This window comes from Nocardioides dubius (genome assembly GCF_039528155.1).
Classification (GTDB): domain Bacteria; phylum Actinomycetota; class Actinomycetes; order Propionibacteriales; family Nocardioidaceae; genus Nocardioides; species Nocardioides dubius.
On sequence record NZ_BAAALG010000005.1, the window covers coordinates 58,005 to 79,510 of the forward strand.

Sequence of the window (21,506 nt, forward strand, 5' to 3'; positions counted from 1 at the left end):
CGGTTGATGGAGCTGATGGACGGGCCGATGGAGTTCCACGACTGTGACGACGTCACCCTGCTGATGGACGGCGGCTCCGACGACGCCGGCTTCGTGCAGATCATCCGTGGCCGCGTCGACGACCCGAGCCGGCTGAAGGCGATGATGACCGCCGACACCACCGCCCTGCACCAGATGCGCCCGGACATCCTCGGCGGCACCCTCGCCATCGAGGACGACGGCAGCTTCATCGAGACGATCGCCTTCACCAGTGAGGCGGCCGCGCGCGAGGGCGAGAAGGTCGAGCCGCCGCCGGAGGTCCGCAGCGAGCTCGACTACGCGATGCAGTCGGCCACCTACTACGACCTGCACCGGCCCTGGTTCGAGAGCGCCTGACCTGCCCACCACCCTCGCCCGGCGCGACGCGGCGCCGGGCGAGCCGCCTGCGGGGGCTAGCCGACCGCGACGTCCTCGACCACCGAGGCGTCCGGATCCCACCAGCGCAGGCGATCGGCCACCAGCACCTCCGGCGCCGGCGAGGCGTGCACCACCTCGAGCGCGGCCGGCAGCAGGCGGCGCGGCACCCGGCGGGCGAGGGTCAGGTGAGGCATCCAGACCGGGTGTCGCAGCCCGGGCACCAACGCGCGCAGCCGGGAGGTGGCCTCGGCGAGCTCAGCGGTCGGCTCCACCAGGTGCGCGATGGTGATCCGGGGACCGCTGCCGAGCAGGATCAGGCCGCGCAGCCGGACCTCGGTCGGCAGCAGCGGGCCGATCAGCGAGACGGCCGGCCCGATCACCTGCGGGTCGATCGGCGCTGCCGCCACCAGGGTGAGGTGCGGCGCGTTCGTCATCGACCGATGGTCGGCCTGCGACGGGATGTCGGCCGCCTGCAACGCCAACCACTGCTGGACGATCGCCTGCTCACAGGCGGCAGTGAAGCTGAGCTCGAAGGCGTGGTCCGGCACCACACCAGCCTAGTGGCGCGGGTCGGGACACCAGTGACAGCAAGGAGTCAACGCGTCAGCTCCTGCGCCAGCATCACCAGGATGCCGCTCGGTCCGCGCAGGTACGTGAGCCGGTAGACGTCCTGATAGGTCGCCACGCCGCGCAGCGGATGGCAGCCGTGCCGGGCCGCGATCGCCAACGCTGCATCAAGGTCGTCGACCGAGAACGCCACCCGATGCATGCCGATCTCGTTCGGCAGCGTGGGCTCGGTCTCGATCGCGGCCGGGTGCAGGTACTCGAAGAGCTCCAGCTGGGCGCCGCCGTCAGGGGTGGCCAGCATCGCGATCTTGGCGTGGTTGCCGTCGAGTCCCACCGCGGTGTCGGTCCACTCTCCGAAGACGGTGTCGCGCCCCAGCACGGTGAGCCCGAGGTCGGTGAAGAAGGCGATCGCCTCCTCCAGGTCGCGGACCGCGATGCCGACGTTCTCGAGCTTGATAGCCATGCCACCCACGGTAGCCAGCGCGAGCAGCGCTGACGAGGGCACGGAAGGGTTGACCGCGCTGCCCAGCCGGTGGTGAATGGAGCGATGACGACCTACTCGGACACGGACGATTTCGAGGCAGCGACGTTCGTCGCGGCGAGCTTCAGGGGAGCCACCCTCCGCTTCTGCGACCTCAGCAGCGTGAGCATGCGCGAGGTCGATGTGAACGGCCTGGAGATCGACAGCCACGACCTCTTCTTCGGCAGCCTGATCGTCAACGGGGTCGACGTCGTCCCGCTGGTGGATGCCGAGCTCAACCGCCAGTTCCCGGGCCGCGAGCTGCAGAAGGCGACCAGCCCAGACGGCCTGCGCAAGGGCTGGGTCGCCGTCCAGGAGGCGTGGCGGGAGACGGTCACCTCCACGCCGCCCGATCGGGTGAACGCCCAGGTCCGCGGGGAGTGGTCGCTGGCTCAGACACTGCGCCACCTGATCCTGGCCACCGACGCGTGGCTGGTCGGCGCGGTGCAGCGGGTCGAGCAGCCTTTCCACGAGATCGGCCAGATCTTCACCGGGGCGGCGCAGATGGGCTTCGACACCTCGATCTTCCGCGACGAGCCGCCGGCCTACGCGGAGATCCTCGCCGTGCGCGCGGAGCATCAGCAGCTGGTGACCGACTTCCTCGCCAGCGCGACGCCGGAGCTCCTCGACGAGCAACGCGACGGCCCGTGGGGTGGGGACTGGCATCCCACCGTGGGCGACTGCATCCGGGTGATCCTCGAGGAGGAGTGGGCGCATCTGCGCTACGTCCGCCGCGACCTCGCCCTGCTCGCCGACGGCGCGGCGCCCGCCTAGATGGCGCGTGGCTCCCACCATTCGGGAGCCAGATGCCCGCTAGGCATCGGGCGCCTCCGCCAGCTCCTTGATGCCCCGCAGCCGAGCATCCCAGGCGTTGCCGAGACGGTCGAGCTCATGGCCGAGGGCGTTGAGCCGAGCCCCGATCACCAGGTGGACGACCTCCCGCCCGCGGCGCTCGCTCGCGATCAGCCCGACCTCGGTCAACACCTCCAGGTGCTTGGCGATCGCCTGCCGCGAGACCGGCAGCACCCGTGCCAGCGCCGAGGCGGAGAGCACCTCCTCCCCCAACAGCGACAGGATCTCCCACCGCGTCGGGTCGCCGAGCGCCGAGCAGACCGCGGTGAGCTCCGAGGTCGCCGTCACGCGCCGGCCTCGACATAGGCCTTGGCCACCGCGAGCTCCTCGAGCCAGCCCTTGTCGTTGCCCTCGCGCTCCTTGAGCCACGCGGCCGGGTCGTCGGCAAGGGTCGAGAATCCACTCTCCTTGACCCGCAGCGTCACCCCTTGCTCGCGTTCGTCGATCCAGAACTCCACCAGCGTCCCGGCACCCGGCCTGGCTGGGTTGAGCCACCGGAAGGCGGCGTAGCGGGGCTGGTCGAGCTCGACGGTCAGGAACCGGAACTCGCCCCACTTCGGGTGGTTCAGGACGGCGACCTCGCGGCCGGCGTCGTCGGTCTCGTAGTGCAGGTCCTGTGGGTCGTCGACGCTGCCCTCGTTCACGTACCAGCCGGGTCGCACGATCAGCGCCCACACCTTCGCGGGCGGGGCATCGATGTCGATCTGGCGGGTGATGCTGTCGAGCGCTGCCAGCTCGTCCGCGCTGTAGCTCGTCTCGGTCATGCCATCCTCCTCGATTGATCTGCAATTCCAGAGTTGCATACCGCGGGCGCTAGTGCAACCTTCCAGTTGCTTTCGCATCGACGGAGTACGCCGCGGGGCCGCGACGCCCCACGTCGAGGCAGTGCCTAAGGTGGCCACATGAGCGTCTTCACCCAGATCATCAACGGCGACCTGCCGGGCCGCTTCGTCTACGAGGACGACGACGTCGTCGCCTTCCTGACCATCGCCCCGCTGACGCCCGGCCACACGCTCGTCGTCCCGCGCGCGGAGATCGACCACTGGCAGTCGATCGAGACCGGCACCTTCGCGAAGGTGACCGCCGTCGCCCAGCTGGTGGGTCGCGCGATCGAGCGCGCCTTCGACGCTCCGCGGGTGGGCATGATCATCGCCGGGCTGGAGGTGCCACACCTGCACCTGCACGTCTTCGCCGCACATTCGCTCGGCGACTTCAGCTTCGCCGGCGTCGACAACAACCCGTCGCCGGAGTCGCTGGACGAGGCGCAGCGCAAGATCAAGGAAGCCCTCGCCTCACTGTGACCTCAGCGCGCGCTTCGGCACCGAAAGGGCGCGCTGAGGTCACATCGAGCGGGGAGTAACGTCGAGCCATGCGCCTGAGCACGGTCATCCTGCCGATCCACCGCTGGCACGAGGGGCAGCAGGTGTGGCGCCGAGCCGAGCAGCTCGGCTTCCACACCGCCTACACCTACGACCACCTCTCGTGGCGCTCGTTCCGCGACGAGCCGTGGTTCGGCGCGGTGCCCACCCTGACGGCGGCCGCCACCGCGACCAGCACGCTGCGGCTCGGCACCCTGGTGACGTCGCCGAACTTCCGGCACCCGGTCACCCTGGCCAAGGACCTGATGAGCATCGACGACGTCTCGGCCGGTCGACTGAGCGTCGGCATCGGCGTCGGCGGTACCGGGTTCGACGCCACCGCGATGGGCCAGCAGGCCTGGACGCCGAAGGAGCGCGCCGACCGCTTCGAGGAGTTCCTGCCGCTGCTCGACGAGCTGCTCCGCGAGCCGGTGACCACGCGCCAGGGCCGGTTCTACGAGGCGGTCGAGGCCCGCAACATCCCCGGCTGCGTGCAGACGCCACGGGTTCCGTTCCTGGTCGCCGCCACCGGACCGCGCGGCCTGAAGCTGGCCGCGCAGTACGGGCAGGGGTGGGTGACCTACGGCGACCCGAAGGGCCCCGCCGGGGTGCCCGCGTCCGAGGCGCCGGCCGTGGTCGCGCGCCAGATCGAGCGGCTCGCGGCAGCCTGCGCCGAGCAGGGCCGTGACGTCGCCGAGCTGGCCAAGGTGCTGCTCGAGGGATCGACCGCCGAGCGGCCGCTCGCCTCGGTGGACGCCTTCGTCGACTGGGCCGGCACCTACCGTGAGCTGGGCATCGACGAGCTGGTCATCCACTGGCCGGTGCCCGACTCGATCTTCGCCAACGACTTCGACGTCTTCGAGCGGATCGCCACCGAAGGCCTTGCCCAGTTGGGCTGAGCGCCGGTACGGCTGCCAGGTCTCAGCGCCGACCAGCGACCAGCACGCCTTCTGCGGCCTCCCGCAAGCCCTCGACCTCATCGTGAGGATCCGTGACGGTGATCCTGGCCAACTGGCCCGATCGGTCGCCGAGGTAGGCCTCGAACCGCAGCAGAGCACCCTCGTCGTCGACCCAGTATCGGCTTCGGGCCTGACGCTGCTCGGTCTCCTCGGCGGGCCGGGGGCCTTGGAAGACGGAGGTCTCGACGCCGCCGACGGCGTCGCGACGAAGGAACTGCGCTGTGCTCTGCTGCAGCAGGACGGGGTTCTCCGGCCGGTCCGACCCCAAGGTCAGCGCCAGCGTGAGGAAGATGTCCTGGGGAACGTCCGTGGAGAGCCCACGAGTGGACCACTCGGCCGGCGCCGGCGCTTCGTCCGCCGAAGGCGCGGTGCCGATGGCCTGCAGGTCCCACAACACCAGCCGGTCGGTGGCCGCATCGTCGTCACCGGTGGACATCCGTCCCCAGGCCACGCCATCGTGGAGATCGAGCGTGACGGCGAGGCTTGCAGACGGCGTGCCCGGCCACTCCATGTCCACGGGAACGGTGGCGCGCTGATGGAGCCGGAAGCGGGCCAGTGCGAGAAGCTCGGCCTCCTGCGAGGTCAGGGGCCGGGGATCGTCGGCAGGCGCGGCAGTGGATGACTTCTTCTCGTCGGCGCAGGCCGCAAGGACTGCCACACCGAGCGCCGAGACGAGGAGCGCACGGCGTCCGATCGCAACGGCCGCCGGCCGGTTCGTTGTCATCTGCGCGCCTCTCGATTTCGCTGGTCCACATCCCCGCGGTCAGCCCTCATCCACAGCCGTCGAACGGTATCATCGCGGAGTCCCCGAGTTCGCGCGATCGTCAACGCCAGCACGCGCTTCGCGTCCTTGAACGAAAGCAGCCACATGCCGTTCCCTCTGCCGCGTCCTGCTGCCACCACCCTCGCCGTCGCAGTCGCCCTCGGCGCCCTCAGCGGCTGCGGAGACGACTCCAAGGTCCCGTCGGACCAGTCCGGACAGAAGCAGTCGGTGGTCCAGGTCCCCGGCGACGCCGAGACGATCGGCGACGCGCTGGAGGTCGTCGAGGAGAACGGGCTCGTCCTGGTGGCCCCCGGCACCTACCGGGAGCAGGTGCTGATCGACGTCGAGGGGGTGACCCTGCGTGGCACGGAGCGCAACGGCGTGGTGATCACCGGCGAGGGCACCCGAACCGCCGGCGTCATCGCCATCGCGGACGGCGTGCGCATCGAGAACCTCACGGTGACCGACACCCTCCTCTACGGGGTCCTGGTCACCGGCACCCATGAGGGCAACGAAGTGCTCACCCCAGCACAGAACGGGTACGACCAGTTCGACCCCGCGAAGTTCCCGCCCCTGCAACGGTTCCGCGTCGACCATGTCACGGCGACCAACAACGGCCTCTATGGCATCTACGCCTTCAACACCCAGCACGGCGTGATCGCCGACTCATGGGCCTCCGGCTCAGCAGACAGCGGCATCTACGTGGGCCAGTGCCGCGACTGCGACACGGTGGTCACCGGCAACGTCGCCGCCCACAACGCGGTCGGCTTCGAGAACGCCAATGCCTCGGACTCGCTCACCGTGATCGGCAACCGGTTCAGTGAGAATCGGGTCGGTCTCACGTTGACCTCGAACTACCAGGAGGCGTTCGTCCCGCAGCGGGGCAACCTCGTGGCAGGAAACGTGATCAGCGACAACAACGACGCCGGCTCCCCCGCCCAGGCGGACGGCGCGTTCGGCATCGGCGTCGGCGTCGCCGGCGGTCAGGACAACGTCTTGCTGCGCAACCGGATCACAGGCAACGACAACGCCGGCGTCATCGTGCAGAACGCCGAGGACGTCCCCTCCACGGGTAACACCTTCGAGGGCAACGTCCTCGCCGACAATCGTGCCGACCTCGTCAACCTCTCGATCCCCGAGCATCCGGCAAGCCGGACCTGCCTGAAGGGGCAGGGGCTGGGCCAGCTGATCCTGCACCCGAAGGGGTTCGGTCGCACTTGCACCGCCGACCCCGACCCGGCCACCACGCCGCTGCCGGGGATCAGCGTGCCGGAGGGCGTCGCCTTCCTCGAGGTGATCCGGCCGGGCGCACTTCCCTCGCTGCCGGCATCGACCGACGTCCCCGCGCCCCTGCCGGCCACGGTCACCCACCCCGCAGCGGCCGACATCGCGCTTCCCGCGGTCAGCCTGCTCGCCGGCCTCGGCCACCGATGAGCGAGGAGCCCGCCGTCCGGCCCACTCGGCGCAGTCTCCTCTTCGCCGGGGGCGCCGGGCTCGCGGCAGGAGTGACCGGCATGGTGACCGTAGGTGCGGTCGGCGGCGGCGACCCGGAGCCGGAGGGCGCCCACGCACCGGTCAGCGGCGGCCAGAGCCAGATCACCACGGTCGACCCCCATGGTGTGCACCAGGCAGGCACGCACCGTCCGTTGACGCCGCCCACCCACCTCAGCCTGCACGTCTTCGAGAGCGAGCGGAGCGCGCTGTCTGCCGCCGACCTCGCCGCAACCCTCACCGAGCTCGGCACCGTGATCAGCGCTCTCACCATGCCTGAGCCGCGACACGAGCGCCTCTCGGCGCCGCCGGTCGATCTCACCGTGCAGGTGGGTGTCGGGCCACGCGTCGTCGCCGCGGCGGGTCTCACGCTCGACGTGCGGCTCCCGGAGTTCGCCGGCAGTGACGCGATCCCTGCTCGTCTCCGACGCGGCGATCTCATCATCTCGGTGGCCGCACGACACCCGGAGATCTCGGTCCAGGCCAGCGACGTCGTGGCCGAGCTGCTCACCGCCGCCGGCTTCACCCCCTCCTGGAGCCAGCTCGGCTTCCGTCCCCAGGGCGAGGGCACGATCGCTGCCAATCCGCTCGGATTCGACGACGGAATCGTGCAGCCGGCAACCGCCGGTGGGGTGCCCGAGCACGTCTATCTCGATGAGGGACCGGCCAAGAACGGGACGATCGGGGTGATCCGGCGCTTCGTGCTGGACACGGCTGCCTTCGCACGCCTGGACCGCGACCAGCAGGAGCACGTCTTCGGGCGCGACAAGGCCACCGGTGCGCCCCTCAGTGGCGGCACCAGGGACACGGACGTCAACCTCGGCACGAAGACGGCGACGGGTGAGTACCTGGTGCCGGCCGGCTCCCATGTGCGGGCCGCGCATCCGTCCTTCACCGGCAGCACCCTGATGCTGCGCCGCAGCTACGGCTACCGGGAGTCGGTGGACGGCCGGCTGGACCGATCCGGTCTGCTCTTCATCAGCTTTCAGGACGACCTCGAGGTCTTCTCCCGGACTCAGAGCCGGATGGACCGTGAGGATCGGCTGATGGAGTTCGCCACTGCGACCGCCGAGGTCGCCTTCCTGGTGCTGCCAGGCTTCGATGCCGAGCGTCCGCTCGGCTCCACCCTGTTCCGCTGAGCCTTCGAGGAGACGGAAGAGCGGGCCGCCTCGGGGTTAGCGACCCGCTCTTCCTTCCAGACGATGCCCGCTCCATGGGGCACCACCCGACCAGTGACCCGTAGGTGAGGACCAGGGAGTGCCCCCACCTACGGTCGCGTCACTTGATCAGCTTGGCCGTCACCACCAGGTTGTTGGTGTAGTGGAACCGGCCGTTCTTGTAGGTCACCTTGTCGGTGCAGGTGACCAGGACCAGCCGGTGCTCACCGGTGGTCTTGAAGTAGCGCTTCGGAATGCCCCGGCCCTTGTCCCGCGAGAACTTCGCGGTCGAGGTGACCTTGTAGCGGTAGGTCTTGCCACCCTTCTTGATGGTGACGACCTTCCCCTTCTTGAGCTTGGTGAGGTTCCGGAACGCCATCGAGCGGTCGCTGTTGTCCGACACGTGTGCCGCGACCACTGCGGTGCCGATCAGATCACCGAACGCTGCGGAACGGTTGAGCCAACCGATCTCCTTGACGCCCTTGGGGATGATCATCTCGCGCTTGTTGAGGCCCACGGTCACGAGCGGGGCGTTCTTCGTGCCCATCGCGGCTGCGGTGAGCGCGCCTGCCGAGCCGATGAACCGAGCCTGGACGTCGGCCGAGCGACCGGTCTCGATGTCGATCGGACCGTACGCCTGTCGTTGCACGGTGGTGGTCTCGCTGGCGAGGCCACACTTGTGCGACAACGTGCTGCCGTCCTTGGTCTTGATCGTCACGACCCAGGTGTAGACACCCGGCTTGCGGACCTTGACCGCCGGCGTGCGGTGGGTGCCGTTGCGCGCGGTGAACTTCACGGTGCCTGCCAGGTTCGCCGGCGTGCACATGGTGCTGCTCCGCTTGCTGGCCGGCCCGTAGAGACGAGCCACGCCCTCACCCGTGCCGAGCAGGTTGGTGATCTTCACGGTGTCGGTCAGGGCGACCGGCTTGATGGTGCCGTTGGCGTTGACCTTCGCCACCACCTTCTTCGCCGTCTTCGTGGCGAGGGTCGCAGCAGGCCGCAGCACGAACCCGAAGTCGAGGGTCAGGTCCCGGTCACCGTTGGTGGTCAGGTTGCCCGAGCTCGCCGTCCAGGTCGACGAGTCCGTGGCCGGGGACCCGGCGCCGGGCTTCGTCGGCACGTACGGTGCCAGTGCTTCGGCTGATGCGGTGCGGTCAATCGCCACGGTGTAGGACTGGCCGGCCGGCAGCGGCGGCAGGTTCGCGAAGCTGTACAGCCCATCCGGACCGGTGGTCACCGGGCCGACCGGGTTGCCGTCGATGTCCGTGACGGGGTTGCCGTCCGGACCTCGCAGCACCAGCACCACGCCTTCGATGCCGGGCTCGCCGGCGTCCTGGACGCCGTCCCTGTCCTTGTCGAACCAGATCAGGTCACCGACCGAGACACCGGGCAGCGGGTAGAACCCGAAGTCGAGCGACGGGTCACGGTCGCCGTCCTCGGTCAGGTCGCCCGACGTGGCCGACCCCGTGGAGGAGTCGGTCTCGCCGTTGCCCTGACCGGTGAGGGTCGGGGCGAGGCCGGCGAGCGCGGCCGCCGAGGCGTCCGTGTCGATGGTCACCGTGTACGACTGGCCCGCAGGCAGCGGCGGCAGGTGATCGAACGAGTACTCGCCGTTCGCATCGGTGGTCGCCGGGCCGACCGGGTCGCCGTGGATGTCGGTCACCGGCTCACCGTCCGGACCGGTCAGCACCAGCACCACGCCTGCGATGCCGTCCTCGCCGGCATCCTGGATGCCATCGTGGTCGGCGTCCAGCCAGACGTAGTCGCCCACGGAGACCTCGGGACGGAAGAACCCGAAGTCGAGCGTCGGGTCCCGGTCGCCGTTCTCGGTGAGGTCGCCGGACTCCGCGGTCCAGGTCGAGGAGTCTGCCCCATCGTCGTCACCGGCACCGGCCGGGCTGGGCACATAGGGCGCGAGCGCCTCCTGGGTCGACGGGTGGTCGCGATCGATCGACACCGTGTAGGAGTAGCCGGCCGGCAGTGCCGGCAGGTTGTCGAACGAGTAGTTGCCATCCGCATCGGTGGTGACCGGGCCGACGGGGTTTCCGTCGACGTCGGTGACCGGGCCGCCGTCCGGACCGGTGAGCACGAGGACCACGCCCTCGATGCCGGGCTCACCACTGTCCTGGATGCCGTCCTTGTTTAGGTCCTCCCAGACCAGGTTGCCCACGGAGACCGACGGCCGGTTGAAGCCGAAGTCGAGCGTGGGGTCACGGTCACCATCGCTGGTGAGGTCGCCCGAGGTCGCCGTCCAGGTGGACGAGTCGTTGCCGGAGTTGCCCTGACCGCTCTGGGTGGGCTGCAGCCCCGACAGCGCCGTGATCGTGGAGTTCGCGTCACGGTCGATCGACACGGTGTAGTGCTGGCCTGCCGGCAGGACCGGCAGGTTGTCGAACGAGTAGCGTCCGTCGGCATCGGTGGTCTGCGGACCGACCGGGTTGCCGTTGACGTCGGTCACCGGCTCGCCGTCCGGACCGGTGAGCACGAGCACGACGCCTTCGATGCCGTCCTCGCCGCTGTCCTGGATGCCGTCGCGGTTGCTGTCGAGCCAGACGTAGTCGCCGACGGAGACCTTCGCCGGCACGAAGCCGAAGTCGAGGGTCATGTCACGCGCGTCCGGCGTGGTGAGCGGGCCCGACTCGGCGCTACCGGTGGAGGAGTCGCTACCCGGGTCGGTGCCCTGGCCGGCCTGCGTGGGCAGGTAGGGAGCCAGCGCAGGCTGACCGTTGTCGATGTGCACGGTGTACGACTCGCCGGCGCCGAGGACCGGAAGATCGGTGAAGACGTAGAAGCCGTTCGCATCGGTGGTCACCGGTCCGACCGGGTCGCCGTTGATGTCCGTGACAGGGTTGCCGTCCGGTCCGGTGAGCGTCAGCTGCACGCCCGGGATGCCGGGCTCGCCCGGGTCCTGGATCCCGTCACCGTCGGTGTCCACCCAGACCAGGTCACCTACGGCCACGGGCCGCGGGATGAAGCCGAAGTCCAGCGTGAGGTCACGGTCGCCCGCGTTGCTCAGGTCGCCCGAGGCGGCACTGCCGGTCGACGAGTCCTGAGCCGGGTCAGTGCCCTGGCCGGCCTGGGTCGGCAGGTACGGCTCCAGCGCGGACTGGCCGTTGTCGATGTGCACGGTGTACGACTGGCCGGCCGGAAGCACCGGCAGCTTGTCGAAGACGTAGCGGCCGTTGGCATCCGTGGTCACCGGACCGACCGGGTCACCGTTGACGTCGGTCACAGGTCCGCCGCCAGGACCGGTCAGCGTCAGCTGCACACCCGGGATGCCGGGCTCGCCCGGGTCCTGGACGCCGTCGCCGTCACTGTCGACCCAGACGAAGTTGCCCACCGAAACCGCTGCCGGGCTGAAGCCGAAGTCGATGGTGTGGTCGTTCTCGCCGCGGTTGCCGGTGGTGATGGTGGCCTGCGGATAGCCACCGACCATCACGCCGTCGGAGTCGAGGCGATCCTGATCAGGACCGGTGCCCGAGTCCTCGTTGGAGAGGCCCAGGCCGGCGAGCTTTCCGCTGCCGGTGTAGTCACCCGGCTTGTCGATCCGGACGACGTAGTCGGTGTTGAAGTCAACGCCGTCGGTGATCGAGTCGAAGTAGTACTCGCCGCGCGAGTTGGTGACCGTCGTCGCGACCAGGGTCACACCATCGGCCTCGTAGAGGTTGACGGTGACACCGGAGATGCCGGCTTCGCCGGCGTCCTGGACGCCATCGCCGTCCTCGTCGTCCCAGACGCGGTTGCCGATCTGGATCGGCGCGAAGTCACAGAGCACCTCCATGTCGGCCATGCCCTGGCCCTTGCTGAAGGCGCTGGCACCCGAGATGGCGTTGCCGCCACTGTTGCCACCCGGGCTCTGGAGCACCTCCTGAGGGTCGGTGCCGGTGCCGCCACCGGCGGCGCGGATCGGAAGTCCGGTGCCGCGGTCCATGCGGAAGTAGCCCTGGCTGAAGATGCCGCCGGCCGGGTCCATCGCGCTGGACGCGATGCCGCGCTCACCGCGGCTGAGAGCGAGACCGCCGTAGGCCTCCTCGGCGTGAACGCCGCCGTCACCGGTGAAGTACTCGCCCGAGCGCTCGCCAGGAAGCGGCGCGGGGATGCCACAGGCGCCGTTGATGTCGAGGACCAGTTCGTCCTCTTCGTTGCGGCAGGCCTTGTTGATGTCGCCGGCCACCACGTAGTCGACGATGCCGACGAGGTCGCCGGTGCCGTCGGTGTTCTCGTAGTAGCGCGAGGTGAGACCCATCTGCTGGTCGCCGGTGCGGTCGCGGAAGGCGATGATCAGATCGCCGTTGTTCTCCACGACGATGTCGTCCATCCACGCCTGCGGGTCGGAGATCCGGACGCCGCTCTTGGTGTTGCAGTCGATGCCCTCATTGCTCCACGGACGGAAGCTGGTGCTGTAGACGCCATCCGCCACGTCGCGAGGGTCGCAGCGCGACGCCAGGAAGGCGTTGAGCTCGCGCTTGCGGTTGATGGTCTGGTCCATCACGACGCCGGTCGGCGTGTAGTCCTCGGCGTCGAGGGTGAGGATCACCGCGCGCATGTCGTTCGGGTCCTGCGTGGACTCGGCCGAGCAGACGCCGCCGACGTAGAGCACGCCCTTGCGCTCTGCGAGCGCACCCGGGCGCCAGTCGGAGCCGGTGGCGCAGATGCCCTCGGGGTTGCCGGAGAGGTCGACCACGTGTGTGGGCGCGCCCATCGTCGCCGCGCGAGCGTCGTAGACGTAGAGCTCGCGGGTGAACAGGTTGAGTACCTGCAGGTCGTCGCCGTCCTCGCTGATGTCGAGGTCGCCGAGCGACTCCTTGCCGACGGCGGGAGCGAAGTCCCAGTCCTGGCGCAGACCCGCGGTCTCGAAGCTGTGTTCGCGCGAGCCCACGTTCGGCACGGTGCCCCACAGCGTCGTCGGGCCGCCGTCGGCGCTGACCGTGTAGATCGCGCCCGGGCCCCCGGAGCCGTAGGCGACGCCGCGCTTGGCGAATGCGGCAGCGAAGATCTTACGGTCGTTGCGCTGGTAGCCGATGCCGTAGAGCGAGCCGGTGTCGGCCTTGGTCGAGAGCACGGTCTTGCCGGCGTCGACGCCGTTGCCACGGTAGGGAGCAGTGAAGAGCGTCTCGGCGGTCGCGTTGTTGGCGATCGTGCCGTTGGGCGCGAAGATCGGGGGCTGACACGCGTTCACGATCAGCGGGTTCGACTGGCAGTAGTCGCGGATGTCCCAGAAGGCCGTCGTCATCTCGGCGGTCTGGTTCGCAGCTACCGTCAGGAACTCCTCGTTGGACGAGAGTCGCTGAGCAGAGGGAGTGTCAGCGGTTCCCGTCTTCTCCCGTGCCGGAGCCGGCTGGAGCACGGTGGGATCGGGATTCTGAGCGACGACCCGATACGAGCCGGGCGGGCCGACCAAGGTGATGAGGCCGTCGGCGTCCGTCTGCAGCGTTTGGGTGACGCCCGCCTCGTCTGTGACGTCGACGTCGACGTTGGCCAGACCGGGCTCGATGAACGCGTCATCCCACGAGCCGTTGCCGTTGTAGTCCTGAACCACCCGGATCTTGATGGTTCCATCGCCGGGGGCGGCTTGAGCCGGCGCGGTCGCGGTGTAGGCCGTCAGGCCCGCCACCGTGACGCCCAACGCCGACGTGATCCCCGCCCATCTCCGCGCTCTGCTGGACAGCATCGGTCGCCGCCTGGCGACCCTTCTACCCCGCTCGTGCCTCACCTTGTGTGCTCCTCTTGACGAGTGAACGGCCCATGCCGATTGCCGGAGTGACGCGTGTGCGCGCAGTCAACCCCAGGCGTGAGGCTAGGGATCCGATGACGCCGCTCTACCGAAATTTGGGTATCCCCGCGTTCAAATGACCCCTGATCAGGGGTCAGGTGGCGTGCTGTGGGGGCCAGGCACGTCCGGTGTCTCGTCGAGGAGTCCGTCACGGCGCGCGGCCGCGTTCAGCTCCACCTTGGTCCGCACCGGCCGACCGACGTCGGCGTACTTGCGCTTGACCCGGCTCAGGTACTTCTTCGCCGTGTTGAGCTGGACGCCGAGCGTCTCCGCCACTGCGCGCAAGGTGTTGCCGGAGGCGTAGAGCACCAAGGCCTGCCGCTCCTGCTCGCTCAGCACCGGGCGCCGCGCCGGCTCGCTGCGAAGGGCCTCGAGCTCGCGGGTCATCCAGCGCCTCCGGGCCAGCACCGCCCACATCGCGGCCACCACGTTGGCCTCGCTGTCCCGCTTCCCGAGCACGCCGCTGGCACCTGCGCGCAGGACCGCCCGCAGCTGGTCGGGGTCACCCATCGCGGAGAAGACCAGGACGGCGACGCCGTCCGCGACCAACGCGCGAACGCTCTCGGGCTCGACCACAGGTCCGCGGTCGACATGCAGGTCGAGCATCAGGAGTCGTGGGTGGAGATGGACCGGACTGTCGGCTCGCCAGACGAGGAAGTCGTGCAGGGTCTCGCCGTGCCACACCACACGGACGCCAGGCTGGGCGGCGACGAGGTCAACGGTGGCGAGCCGTTGCAACAGGTGGTCCTCGACCACCGCGACACACCACGTGAACTCTCGAGGACCGCGCGAACCTCGCCCCCCGGACACCAGCAGACTCCCGCCCTGGGCCCCGATGACCCAACCCTTCGAAGGCTAGGAAGGGCGGAGACCGACTTCCAGTGGACGAGCAACGTGGCCCGCGGATGCCCCCCGAACAGGGGTCGAGATCAGTCGGTCCGCCCCGTCGGGTCGAGGTAGCCGTCGCGCTGGGCGATCGCGTTGAGGTCGAGCTTGGTGCGCACCGGCTGTCCGGCAGCGGCGTATTTGGCCTTCACCCTGCTCAGGTACTTCTTCGCCGTGTCGCGTTGCACCCCGAGCGCCTCGGCCACCGACTCCAGGGTGAGCCCGGAGGCGTAGAGCACCAGAGCCCGCTCCTCCTGGTCGCTCAGCCTGGGACGGTCCGGATCGCCGGCCATCACGCTGGCGAGCTCAGGAGTCACCCAGGTGCCGCCGCCCAGCACCGTCCAGATCGCGCCCACCACCGCGCTCTCGTCGTCCCGCTTGCCCACCATGCCGCCGATCCCAGCACGGAGGATCTGCCGGACGAGTGCCGGAGAGGCCATCGCTGAGAGCGCCAGAACCCGGATCCCCGCGTTCACGACCGAGCGGACGGTGTCCGGATCGGCGGAGTCGCCACGGTCGACCTGGAGGTCCAGCACGAGGATGTGCGGACGTGCCGCCTCCTCCGCCTCGGCCAGCCACACCACGAAGTCCGGCAGCGTCTCGCCCGACCACACGACCCGCAGCCCGGCTTGTGCGGTCACCAACTCCTCGGTGCGACGCCGTTGAAGCAGATGATCCTCCACGATCGCGACCCGGCGCTGCTGGTGCCTGGGCACCTTGCCGGTGGCCTCTCTTCTCATGCTGCGCCCGCCTTCCATTCGCTGCCTGTGTCGAGTTGATCGAGCCCCCATCGCATGCCGCGCTCGGCACGCAGCATGACTTCGATCATGTCCTGGTCACCCAGTGCCAGGAACGCCACATCGGCATGCTCGGGCAGTGACCATCGGGTTGCCTCCGGAACGAGCCTCGGGTGCGGCGCGACCATCGTCAACCGGAGTCCGTCGCCGGCGGGGTACAGGGTGATGGTGAGCTCCTCGTCGCTCTCGACTGTGTCGACGGCGCGCAGGATCTCCATCCCGAGCTCGGCGGCGGTCTTGTCGTCGGCCGGTTCCACCTCGCCGCTCCGCAGTGCGAGTCGAACGCCCCGGACTCGAGCCTGGCGCAGCGCCTGCGCGTACCAGTCGCCCATCCGGACGAGCGCGGGGTCGAGCTGGATGAGCTGACGCAGATAGGACTCCTCGTCGCCACAGGCCTGCCGGACGGCCCGATCGGCAGGGTCGAGCTGCCCGGTGGCGATGCCACGCAGCAGCATGAGCACGTCCTGCAGGCCGGCGCTTCGCCAACGCTGGCGAGCGGCGGCTGCGGCCTCGACCTTGGCGGTGTCTGCGCGCGCCGTCTCGGCCACGCGGTGCTCGCGAAGAACCTTGGCCGCGATCGTTCCGAGCGTCCGGTGGAAGAGCGACCATCCGATGGCCAGGCCCAGGGCGGCGGCCGCCGCGACCACGACCACAGCCGCCGCTTCGGGCGACTCGACCCCGACCAGCCCGGCGACCGTGAGGGCAGTGAGGACCAGCAGCGCGCAGCCGAACTGGAAGGCACGCTGGGTGCGCCTCAGCGCGAGCAGGAGGACCAGCGGCCCCGTGCAGCCGATCGCCTGCCAGACCACGACATTCTCCCGGCCGAAGTCGACCGACCAGGCCGCCAGCAGGAAGGCGACGATCGCGGCCAGGGCGAGCACCACGACGCCGACGGCACCGACCCGGTGGCGTCCTGCACGCCGGACCTCCAGCCAGGCGAGCCCTGACCCGAGCAGGAGCACGGCGACCATCAGATACTCCGGCGTCCACGCGCCGCCGTGGTTGGAGAGGCAGAGCACCAGGCCAATCGCAGCGAGGCCCACGGAGTAGAGCCAGGCGGCGCGCACCCGCAGGCCTCGGATCACTCCGGAGAAGGCGACGCCCGTCGACCCGGGTTCCTTCTCGCGCGGTGCCGTGCCGCGACGATGAGTGAGAGCGACCGCCGTGCCTGCTCCCGGTGCGGTGGTGAGCACGACGTCGATCCCAGCGCTCTCGGCGCGGGCGCGCACGGAGCGCGCGAAGCCGCGATCGCCCGGCAGCTCCCCCTCGAAGCCGCGACCATCGTCGGCGACGATGACGACGAACTCCTGGGCGTCGGTGCGCACCTCGAGGACGACCTCGTCGACGTCGGCATGCTTCGCCGCGTTCTGCAGAAGCTCGTCGACCGCGCCGGAGACCGCGCGCTGCACCGCAGGTGGCAGGTCGGCCAGCTCGCGATTCAGCGCGGAGCCGGCGAGGCCGACGCGACGGATCCGCACGTCGGTGCCGGGCACCGTATCCCCCTTGTCCAGGACACCGATCTGCAGCGCAGGGCGCCCGGCCTCCAGATCCTCGACGGTCTCCACGTCACGCGCACACCGGCGCCGGACCGCGTCGGTGTCGCGAAGCCCGCGACCTCCGCTCGCGATCGCGGCCATCGTGTTGATGACCGTGTCGTGCAGGATCCGCGCGTTCTCGGCGGGCTCGGCACTGGCCGCCCGAACGGCGACCAGGCCTCGTGCCTGGGCCGCCGCTGCAGAGCTCTCGGCATCGACCCGCTCCGCGAAGTCCCACAGGAACGAGACGCCGACCCGGGTGCCGCCGAGGATCGAGAGCGTGGTGACCGCGACGGCGTACGGCAGCACGCTGTTCCAATCGGGGTGGATCAGCACCATCGCAGGCGGCATGACAAGGGAGGCTGCGACCGGCAGCCAGATCGCGACGCGGCCTCGGAGGGCGAAGGCGGGAGTGGCGGCGGCAAGGTTGGCCGACCAGCAGGCCGCGAAGAGCAGGGCGCCGTCGACGGAGTCCTCGACCGCCCAGTCGGCGACGAAGAGGATCCAGGTGAGGGCCAAGGCGACACTGGCCGGAAAGCGGCCGGCCCGCGCCGCCACAAAGAGCCCCGCCGCCAGTGCGTGGCAGCCCGCAAGGACCGCCATGACGCGAGTATCGCCGACGGTCCCGATCGTCACCGTGACCATCAACAGGTGCCACCACACGTTGCCCATCAGCAGCACGCCACGCAGCGTGTGATCGAGGGACGCGGAGGCCCACCCTGCCCCGGTAGCGGGCGGACGACGATCTGAGGCGAACCGATGCATCAGAGACCTTGCCCGCACCTGACCGCCTCTCCACCGGACGGGCCCCTCAGCCCGTGGAAATATGATGCACGGCAGCCGCGGTCGCCGGAAGCCGAGGCCTCCGCGACGAGACGCGCAGCCGACGACTCAGTTGCGCCGCGAGGCCGAGACCAGCAGGGCAGCCACGATCCCGAAGGCGAGGGCGATCACGACGACCCATCCGGCGACCGCGAGGTAGCCGCCGTTGTCGGGATTGAGGAACGGGTAGGGATACCAGCTGTCGTGGTCCTTGATCTGGTCGGTGACGCGGGGACCGCGGATCAGCGTGTAGGCCGCCCAGGTGATCGGGAAGATCAGGATCGTCGCGACCTGACGCCAGGCGAGCGGGCGTCGGTCCGGCGCGAAGAGCCAGTCCGCGACGACGACCACCGGGCCGATCACGTGCATCACCTCGTTGGTCCAGGCGGCGACGTCGCCGCCGCCGGTGACCTCCAGCCCGCGCAGGAGCAGGTTGTAGACCAGGCCGGTGATTCCCATGTAGGTCGCGACGGCGGCCCGGGTGCCACTGAGCCAACCGGGCTCAGGCCGCGGCCCGGTGGTGAGGAGGCGCACCGCGCCCACCAGCAGCAGCACGGCGGCGGCGATGTTCGACAGGATGGTGAAGTAGCTGAAGAAGTTCACCCACAGGGTGCCCTTGTCGGCATAGCCGGCGTCGTCCCAGGAGTCGACCGATGCGGACAGGGTGACCCAGAACGCGGCCACGATGGCAGCGCTGGTGGCCAGCCTGACGATGGCCCAGGCGAGGCGCGTGCTCTGATGGTTCGTCGCCAGCGGCATGTCAGCGATCCGTTCCGGTTCGGCGGTACCTACCGCTCATCCTGGCGGAAGGACGCGCAGAGCGGCGCCCGGCGCACCGCACGCGGTGCGGCCGAGCTTCGGCGCCGACAGATCAGGCGTTGGCGCGGGGCCGGATGTTCTGGTTGCCGGAGAAGACGTTGCCGGGGTCGTACTCGGACTTGATGGCGACCAGGCGCTCGTACTTGTCGGCGCCGAAGGCTGCCTTGATCCGCTCGTCGCCCTCGTCGCCGATGAAGTTGAGGTAGACGCCACCGGAGGTGAAGGGGGCGTTCGCCGTGCGGTACTCGCGCACCCAGGCGCGGTTGGCGGCGTCGTCGGCCGCGTGCTCCCAGGTCGCGAACGGGTGGCTGACCCAGCGCGCGGTGCGCTGTGTGAGCGGCGTCGCGTCGGCATCGACCCTGGCCAGGGCTCCGCCCCACGGCAACAGCAGATGCTGGGTCATCGGCGAGGCCCGGTTGGCCCCCGCGGCGAGGAAGACGTCGAGGGCGGCGTCCGAGAAGCTGTCGTGGTAGTCGGCGCTCCAGTACTGCCGGAACCCAGGGGGATCGTCGAGCATCGACTGGAGTTCGGCGTACGGCATGGGGCCGACCAGGTCCACCTCCGGCTCGAGGTCCCGCAGGATCCGGACCAGGTCCTCGCCGCTCGCCGGGTCGCCGATCCAGCAGAGCGCGACGGCGACCAGGGGCTCGCCCTGGAGGCGGGGTGGAATGAACTCCTCCGGCGGACCGGTGAGGACGACGAGCCCAGGGCCGAGCTCCTCGGGTGCGTCGTCCGCCCAGTCACGGAAGGCCCGGGCCACCTCCGCAGCGTGCGTCGCATGCCACGCCATCAGCCCGCCGAGGATCGTCGGGCCGACCGGATGGAGCCGGAACTCCAGCGCGGTGACGACGCCGAAGTTGCCGCCGCCGCCCTTGCTGGCCCAGAGCAGGTCCTGGTGCTGGTGCTCGTCGGCACGGATCTCGTGGCCGTCGGCGGTCACCAGCTCGACGGCGAGCAGGTTGTCGCAGCTCAGGCCGTGCTGACGTTCCAGCCATCCCGACCCGCCGCCGAGGGTCAGCCCGGCGACGCCGGTGGACGAGACGCGTCCGCCGGTGGTGGCCAGCCCGAACTCCTGGGCGGCCGCATCGAACTCGCCCCAGGTGCATCCGCCGCCGACCCGGGCCCGACGGCCCTTCGGGTCGATCTCGATGGCCTTCATCGGACGGACGTCGATGACCAGGCCATCGTCGTTGGAGGACTGCCCGGCGACCGAGTGGCCGCCCGAGCGGACCGCCACGCGCAGGTCGTCCTGGGCCGCGCGTTCCAACGCCTCCTTGACGTCCGCAGGTCCATCGCACGAGGCGATCAGCCGCGGACGCTTGTCGATCATCGCGTTGAACAGCGCCCGCCGCTCGTCATAGTCGGCCGCACCCGGCCCACACCACTGCGTCATCTCGCTGACCTCCTGGCCTACCCGGACCTCTCACGATCCTCGGGCGGGTGGTGGGGGACAACCCGTGGATTGGAGATAGAAGGCGGCGCTCCGGGTCATCAGATCCCGTCGCCGAGCGCGTACTCGAGGAGGAGATACAGCAGAAGGAACGCGCCCATTGCGACGAACCCCAAGCCACGAGGCTTCCCTTCCTGCTGATCGTGGTCGGGGGTGAGGAACTTGCCGGGGAGAGCGAGCCAGGGTCGGCCTGCGGTTCGCACCATGACCACGACCACCATGGCCGAGTACGCGAGGTCCAGAGACACCGCAGCTCGATAGCCGGAGCTCGACCCCACGAGGTAGACCAACAGCGGAACGGCGAACCCCGCGGCGATCGGTCGGAGCGCCTCTGCCACGACCTTCCCACGCGAGACCCAGATCCCGTACGCCAACAGACCGCACGCCATGACATCCCACATGATGCGGATCGTCATTGCTCACCTTCGCGGCGCCTGCAGCGCAAACGGCGCCACACCGCAAGCAACGTTCCGCCCGCGGAGAACCTGGCGAGCACGCGGAACAACGACAGGCTCCAGGTCATGGGCGCAGCCTAGGTTGCCCTGCAGGCATGTCGATGAACGCCCTCTGCGAGGTGCGGTAACGGCAAGGGTGCCCTCAGCGGACGGTGATCATCCGATCGACCCGGATGGCCTGGGTGCCACGTTGGTACAGGTGGCCGCCTGAGCGCCGGTACTCGACGTCCACCGACTCGAGGTGGGCAACGCCTTGTTTGGTGGGCGTGATCGTGACGAAGAGGTAGTCACTGTCCGGCGCGCTCCCGTACTCGAACCGCATTGGCGACTTGAACGCCTCGATGTCGCTGCAGGAAGCGTCCGGCTGCTCGACCGCAAGAATTGGCTCCTCGCCGGTAGCCATGTGGCAGACCCAGAACGTCGCCTCCGCCTCGGCCGTGTTGGACGAGAAGGTCACGTCAAGGTCGTCCAGGGTGATCTCTTCCGACGAGCCGTCGACCCTCGGCAAGATCACGGTGGTCGAGAGAGCCGCATCGGCAAGCGGGAGTGGCTGGGACGCGAAGGAGTCGCCTAGATCAGAGAACGCCCGCGGGTGTGTCCACCACCGCCAAGTCACTGCTCCTGCCACGACCAGCACGAGCGCAACGCCCGTGAGCAGGATCGTCGTCCGGCCGCGGCGGTTCTGGGGCCCTTGGGCTGAGGGCACAGCTACATCAGAGGTCGCGATCACGCGGTCAGTGTTGCACCGATTCAGCGCCTGAGGTCAGGCTCGGAGCCTCCTCATTCGCGCTAGCACTGGGACGCAGTTCGCTACACGCAAGACGCCTGTTCGTCGCCCCCTCTCGCCAGAGCCGAGACTCTCGCTGCGTCACCGGCAGCGACCTAGAAGTAAATATTTACTGCTAGG

General features: G+C 69.5%; 18 protein-coding genes and 1 pseudogene. 6 read left to right on the forward strand and 13 right to left on the reverse strand.

Going from position 1 to position 21,506, the window contains the following annotated elements:
- Positions 1 to 375, forward strand: a pseudogene (locus tag ABD151_RS07135) (hypothetical protein); the annotation flags it as partial.
- 56 nt (positions 376 to 431) lie between these two features.
- Here ABD151_RS07135 and ABD151_RS07140 read toward each other — a convergent pair.
- Both ABD151_RS07140 and ABD151_RS07145 read right to left on the reverse strand, forming a co-directional pair.
- The gene (locus ABD151_RS07140) at positions 432 to 944 is read right to left on the reverse strand and encodes a 2'-5' RNA ligase family protein (protein ID WP_343992751.1); all 513 of its coding nucleotides are present in this window, start codon (positions 942 to 944) and stop codon (positions 432 to 434) included.
- 47 nt (positions 945 to 991) lie between these two features.
- Complete coding sequence (locus ABD151_RS07145; protein ID WP_343992753.1) at positions 992 to 1,426, reverse strand: VOC family protein; 435 nt, start codon at positions 1,424 to 1,426, stop codon at positions 992 to 994.
- Between the two features lie 84 nt (positions 1,427 to 1,510).
- Between ABD151_RS07145 and ABD151_RS07150 the strand changes: the two genes are divergently transcribed.
- Positions 1,511 to 2,257, forward strand: coding sequence for a DinB family protein (locus tag ABD151_RS07150; protein WP_343992755.1), 747 nt, complete (start codon positions 1,511 to 1,513; stop codon positions 2,255 to 2,257).
- Positions 2,258 to 2,296: 39 nt separating this feature from the next.
- Here ABD151_RS07150 and ABD151_RS07155 read toward each other — a convergent pair whose 3' ends face one another.
- Together ABD151_RS07155 and ABD151_RS07160 are read right to left on the reverse strand one after the other, a co-directional pair.
- Positions 2,297 to 2,623, reverse strand: a complete 327-nt coding sequence (locus tag ABD151_RS07155) for an ArsR/SmtB family transcription factor (RefSeq protein ID WP_343992757.1) — start codon at positions 2,621 to 2,623, stop codon at positions 2,297 to 2,299.
- Complete coding sequence (locus ABD151_RS07160; RefSeq protein ID WP_343992759.1) at positions 2,620 to 3,099, reverse strand: SRPBCC family protein; 480 nt, start codon at positions 3,097 to 3,099, stop codon at positions 2,620 to 2,622. The genes ABD151_RS07155 and ABD151_RS07160 overlap by 4 nt, the downstream gene beginning before the upstream one ends.
- Before the next feature lie 138 nt (positions 3,100 to 3,237).
- Here ABD151_RS07160 and ABD151_RS07165 point away from each other — a divergent pair, with 138 nt between their 5' ends.
- On the forward strand, positions 3,238 to 3,636 hold the full coding sequence (locus ABD151_RS07165) for an HIT family protein (protein WP_343992761.1): 399 nt from the start codon (positions 3,238 to 3,240) through the stop codon (positions 3,634 to 3,636).
- Positions 3,637 to 3,704: 68 nt separating this feature from the next.
- Positions 3,705 to 4,592: an LLM class flavin-dependent oxidoreductase gene (locus ABD151_RS07170; protein ID WP_343992763.1), complete on the forward strand. Its 888-nt coding sequence runs from the start codon at positions 3,705 to 3,707 to the stop codon at positions 4,590 to 4,592.
- Positions 4,593 to 4,614: 22 nt separating this feature from the next.
- Here ABD151_RS07170 and ABD151_RS07175 read toward each other — a convergent pair whose 3' ends face one another.
- Positions 4,615 to 5,163 (reverse strand): hypothetical protein, encoded by a 549-nt coding sequence (locus ABD151_RS07175; protein ID WP_343992765.1) that lies wholly within the window; start codon positions 5,161 to 5,163, stop codon positions 4,615 to 4,617.
- Positions 5,164 to 5,520: 357 nt separating this feature from the next.
- On the opposite strand from ABD151_RS07175, the gene ABD151_RS07180 reads away from it, so the two are divergent.
- A complete protein-coding gene (locus ABD151_RS07180) occupies positions 5,521 to 6,849 on the forward strand; it encodes a right-handed parallel beta-helix repeat-containing protein (protein WP_343992767.1) in 1,329 nt (442 codons plus the stop codon).
- An 80-nt stretch (positions 6,850 to 6,929) separates the two neighbouring features.
- Positions 6,930 to 8,045 (forward strand): Dyp-type peroxidase, encoded by a 1,116-nt coding sequence (locus ABD151_RS07185; RefSeq protein ID WP_343992769.1) that lies wholly within the window; start codon positions 6,930 to 6,932, stop codon positions 8,043 to 8,045.
- A 139-nt stretch (positions 8,046 to 8,184) separates the two neighbouring features.
- Here the strand turns inward: ABD151_RS07185 and ABD151_RS07190 are convergent, their stop codons facing one another.
- The 8 genes from ABD151_RS07190 to ABD151_RS07225 form a co-directional block, all read right to left on the reverse strand.
- A complete protein-coding gene (locus ABD151_RS07190; RefSeq protein ID WP_343992771.1) occupies positions 8,185 to 13,734 on the reverse strand; it encodes an SdrD B-like domain-containing protein in 5,550 nt (1,849 codons plus the stop codon).
- A gap of 189 nt (positions 13,735 to 13,923) precedes the next feature.
- A complete protein-coding gene (locus ABD151_RS07195) occupies positions 13,924 to 14,592 on the reverse strand; it encodes a response regulator transcription factor (RefSeq protein ID WP_343992773.1) in 669 nt (222 codons plus the stop codon).
- Positions 14,593 to 14,765: 173 nt separating this feature from the next.
- Positions 14,766 to 15,461 (reverse strand): hypothetical protein, encoded by a 696-nt coding sequence (locus tag ABD151_RS07200; protein WP_343992775.1) that lies wholly within the window; start codon positions 15,459 to 15,461, stop codon positions 14,766 to 14,768.
- A complete protein-coding gene (locus tag ABD151_RS07205) occupies positions 15,458 to 17,734 on the reverse strand; it encodes an ATP-binding protein (RefSeq protein ID WP_343992777.1) in 2,277 nt (758 codons plus the stop codon). The genes ABD151_RS07200 and ABD151_RS07205 overlap by 4 nt, the downstream gene beginning before the upstream one ends.
- 210 nt (positions 17,735 to 17,944) lie before the next feature.
- Entirely contained in the window at positions 17,945 to 18,634 is a 690-nt protein-coding gene (locus ABD151_RS07210; protein ID WP_343992780.1) for a Pr6Pr family membrane protein, read from the reverse strand.
- A gap of 112 nt (positions 18,635 to 18,746) precedes the next feature.
- Positions 18,747 to 20,087 carry an FAD-binding oxidoreductase gene (locus ABD151_RS07215; protein WP_343992782.1) on the reverse strand — a complete coding sequence of 447 codons (1,341 nt, stop codon included), beginning with the start codon at positions 20,085 to 20,087 and terminating at the stop codon, positions 18,747 to 18,749.
- Between the two features lie 98 nt (positions 20,088 to 20,185).
- Positions 20,186 to 20,560, reverse strand: coding sequence for a hypothetical protein (locus ABD151_RS07220; RefSeq protein WP_343992784.1), 375 nt, complete (start codon positions 20,558 to 20,560; stop codon positions 20,186 to 20,188).
- A gap of 181 nt (positions 20,561 to 20,741) precedes the next feature.
- On the reverse strand, positions 20,742 to 21,329 hold the full coding sequence (locus ABD151_RS07225) for a hypothetical protein (protein ID WP_343992787.1): 588 nt from the start codon (positions 21,327 to 21,329) through the stop codon (positions 20,742 to 20,744).
- Between the last annotated feature and the right edge of the window lie 177 nt (positions 21,330 to 21,506).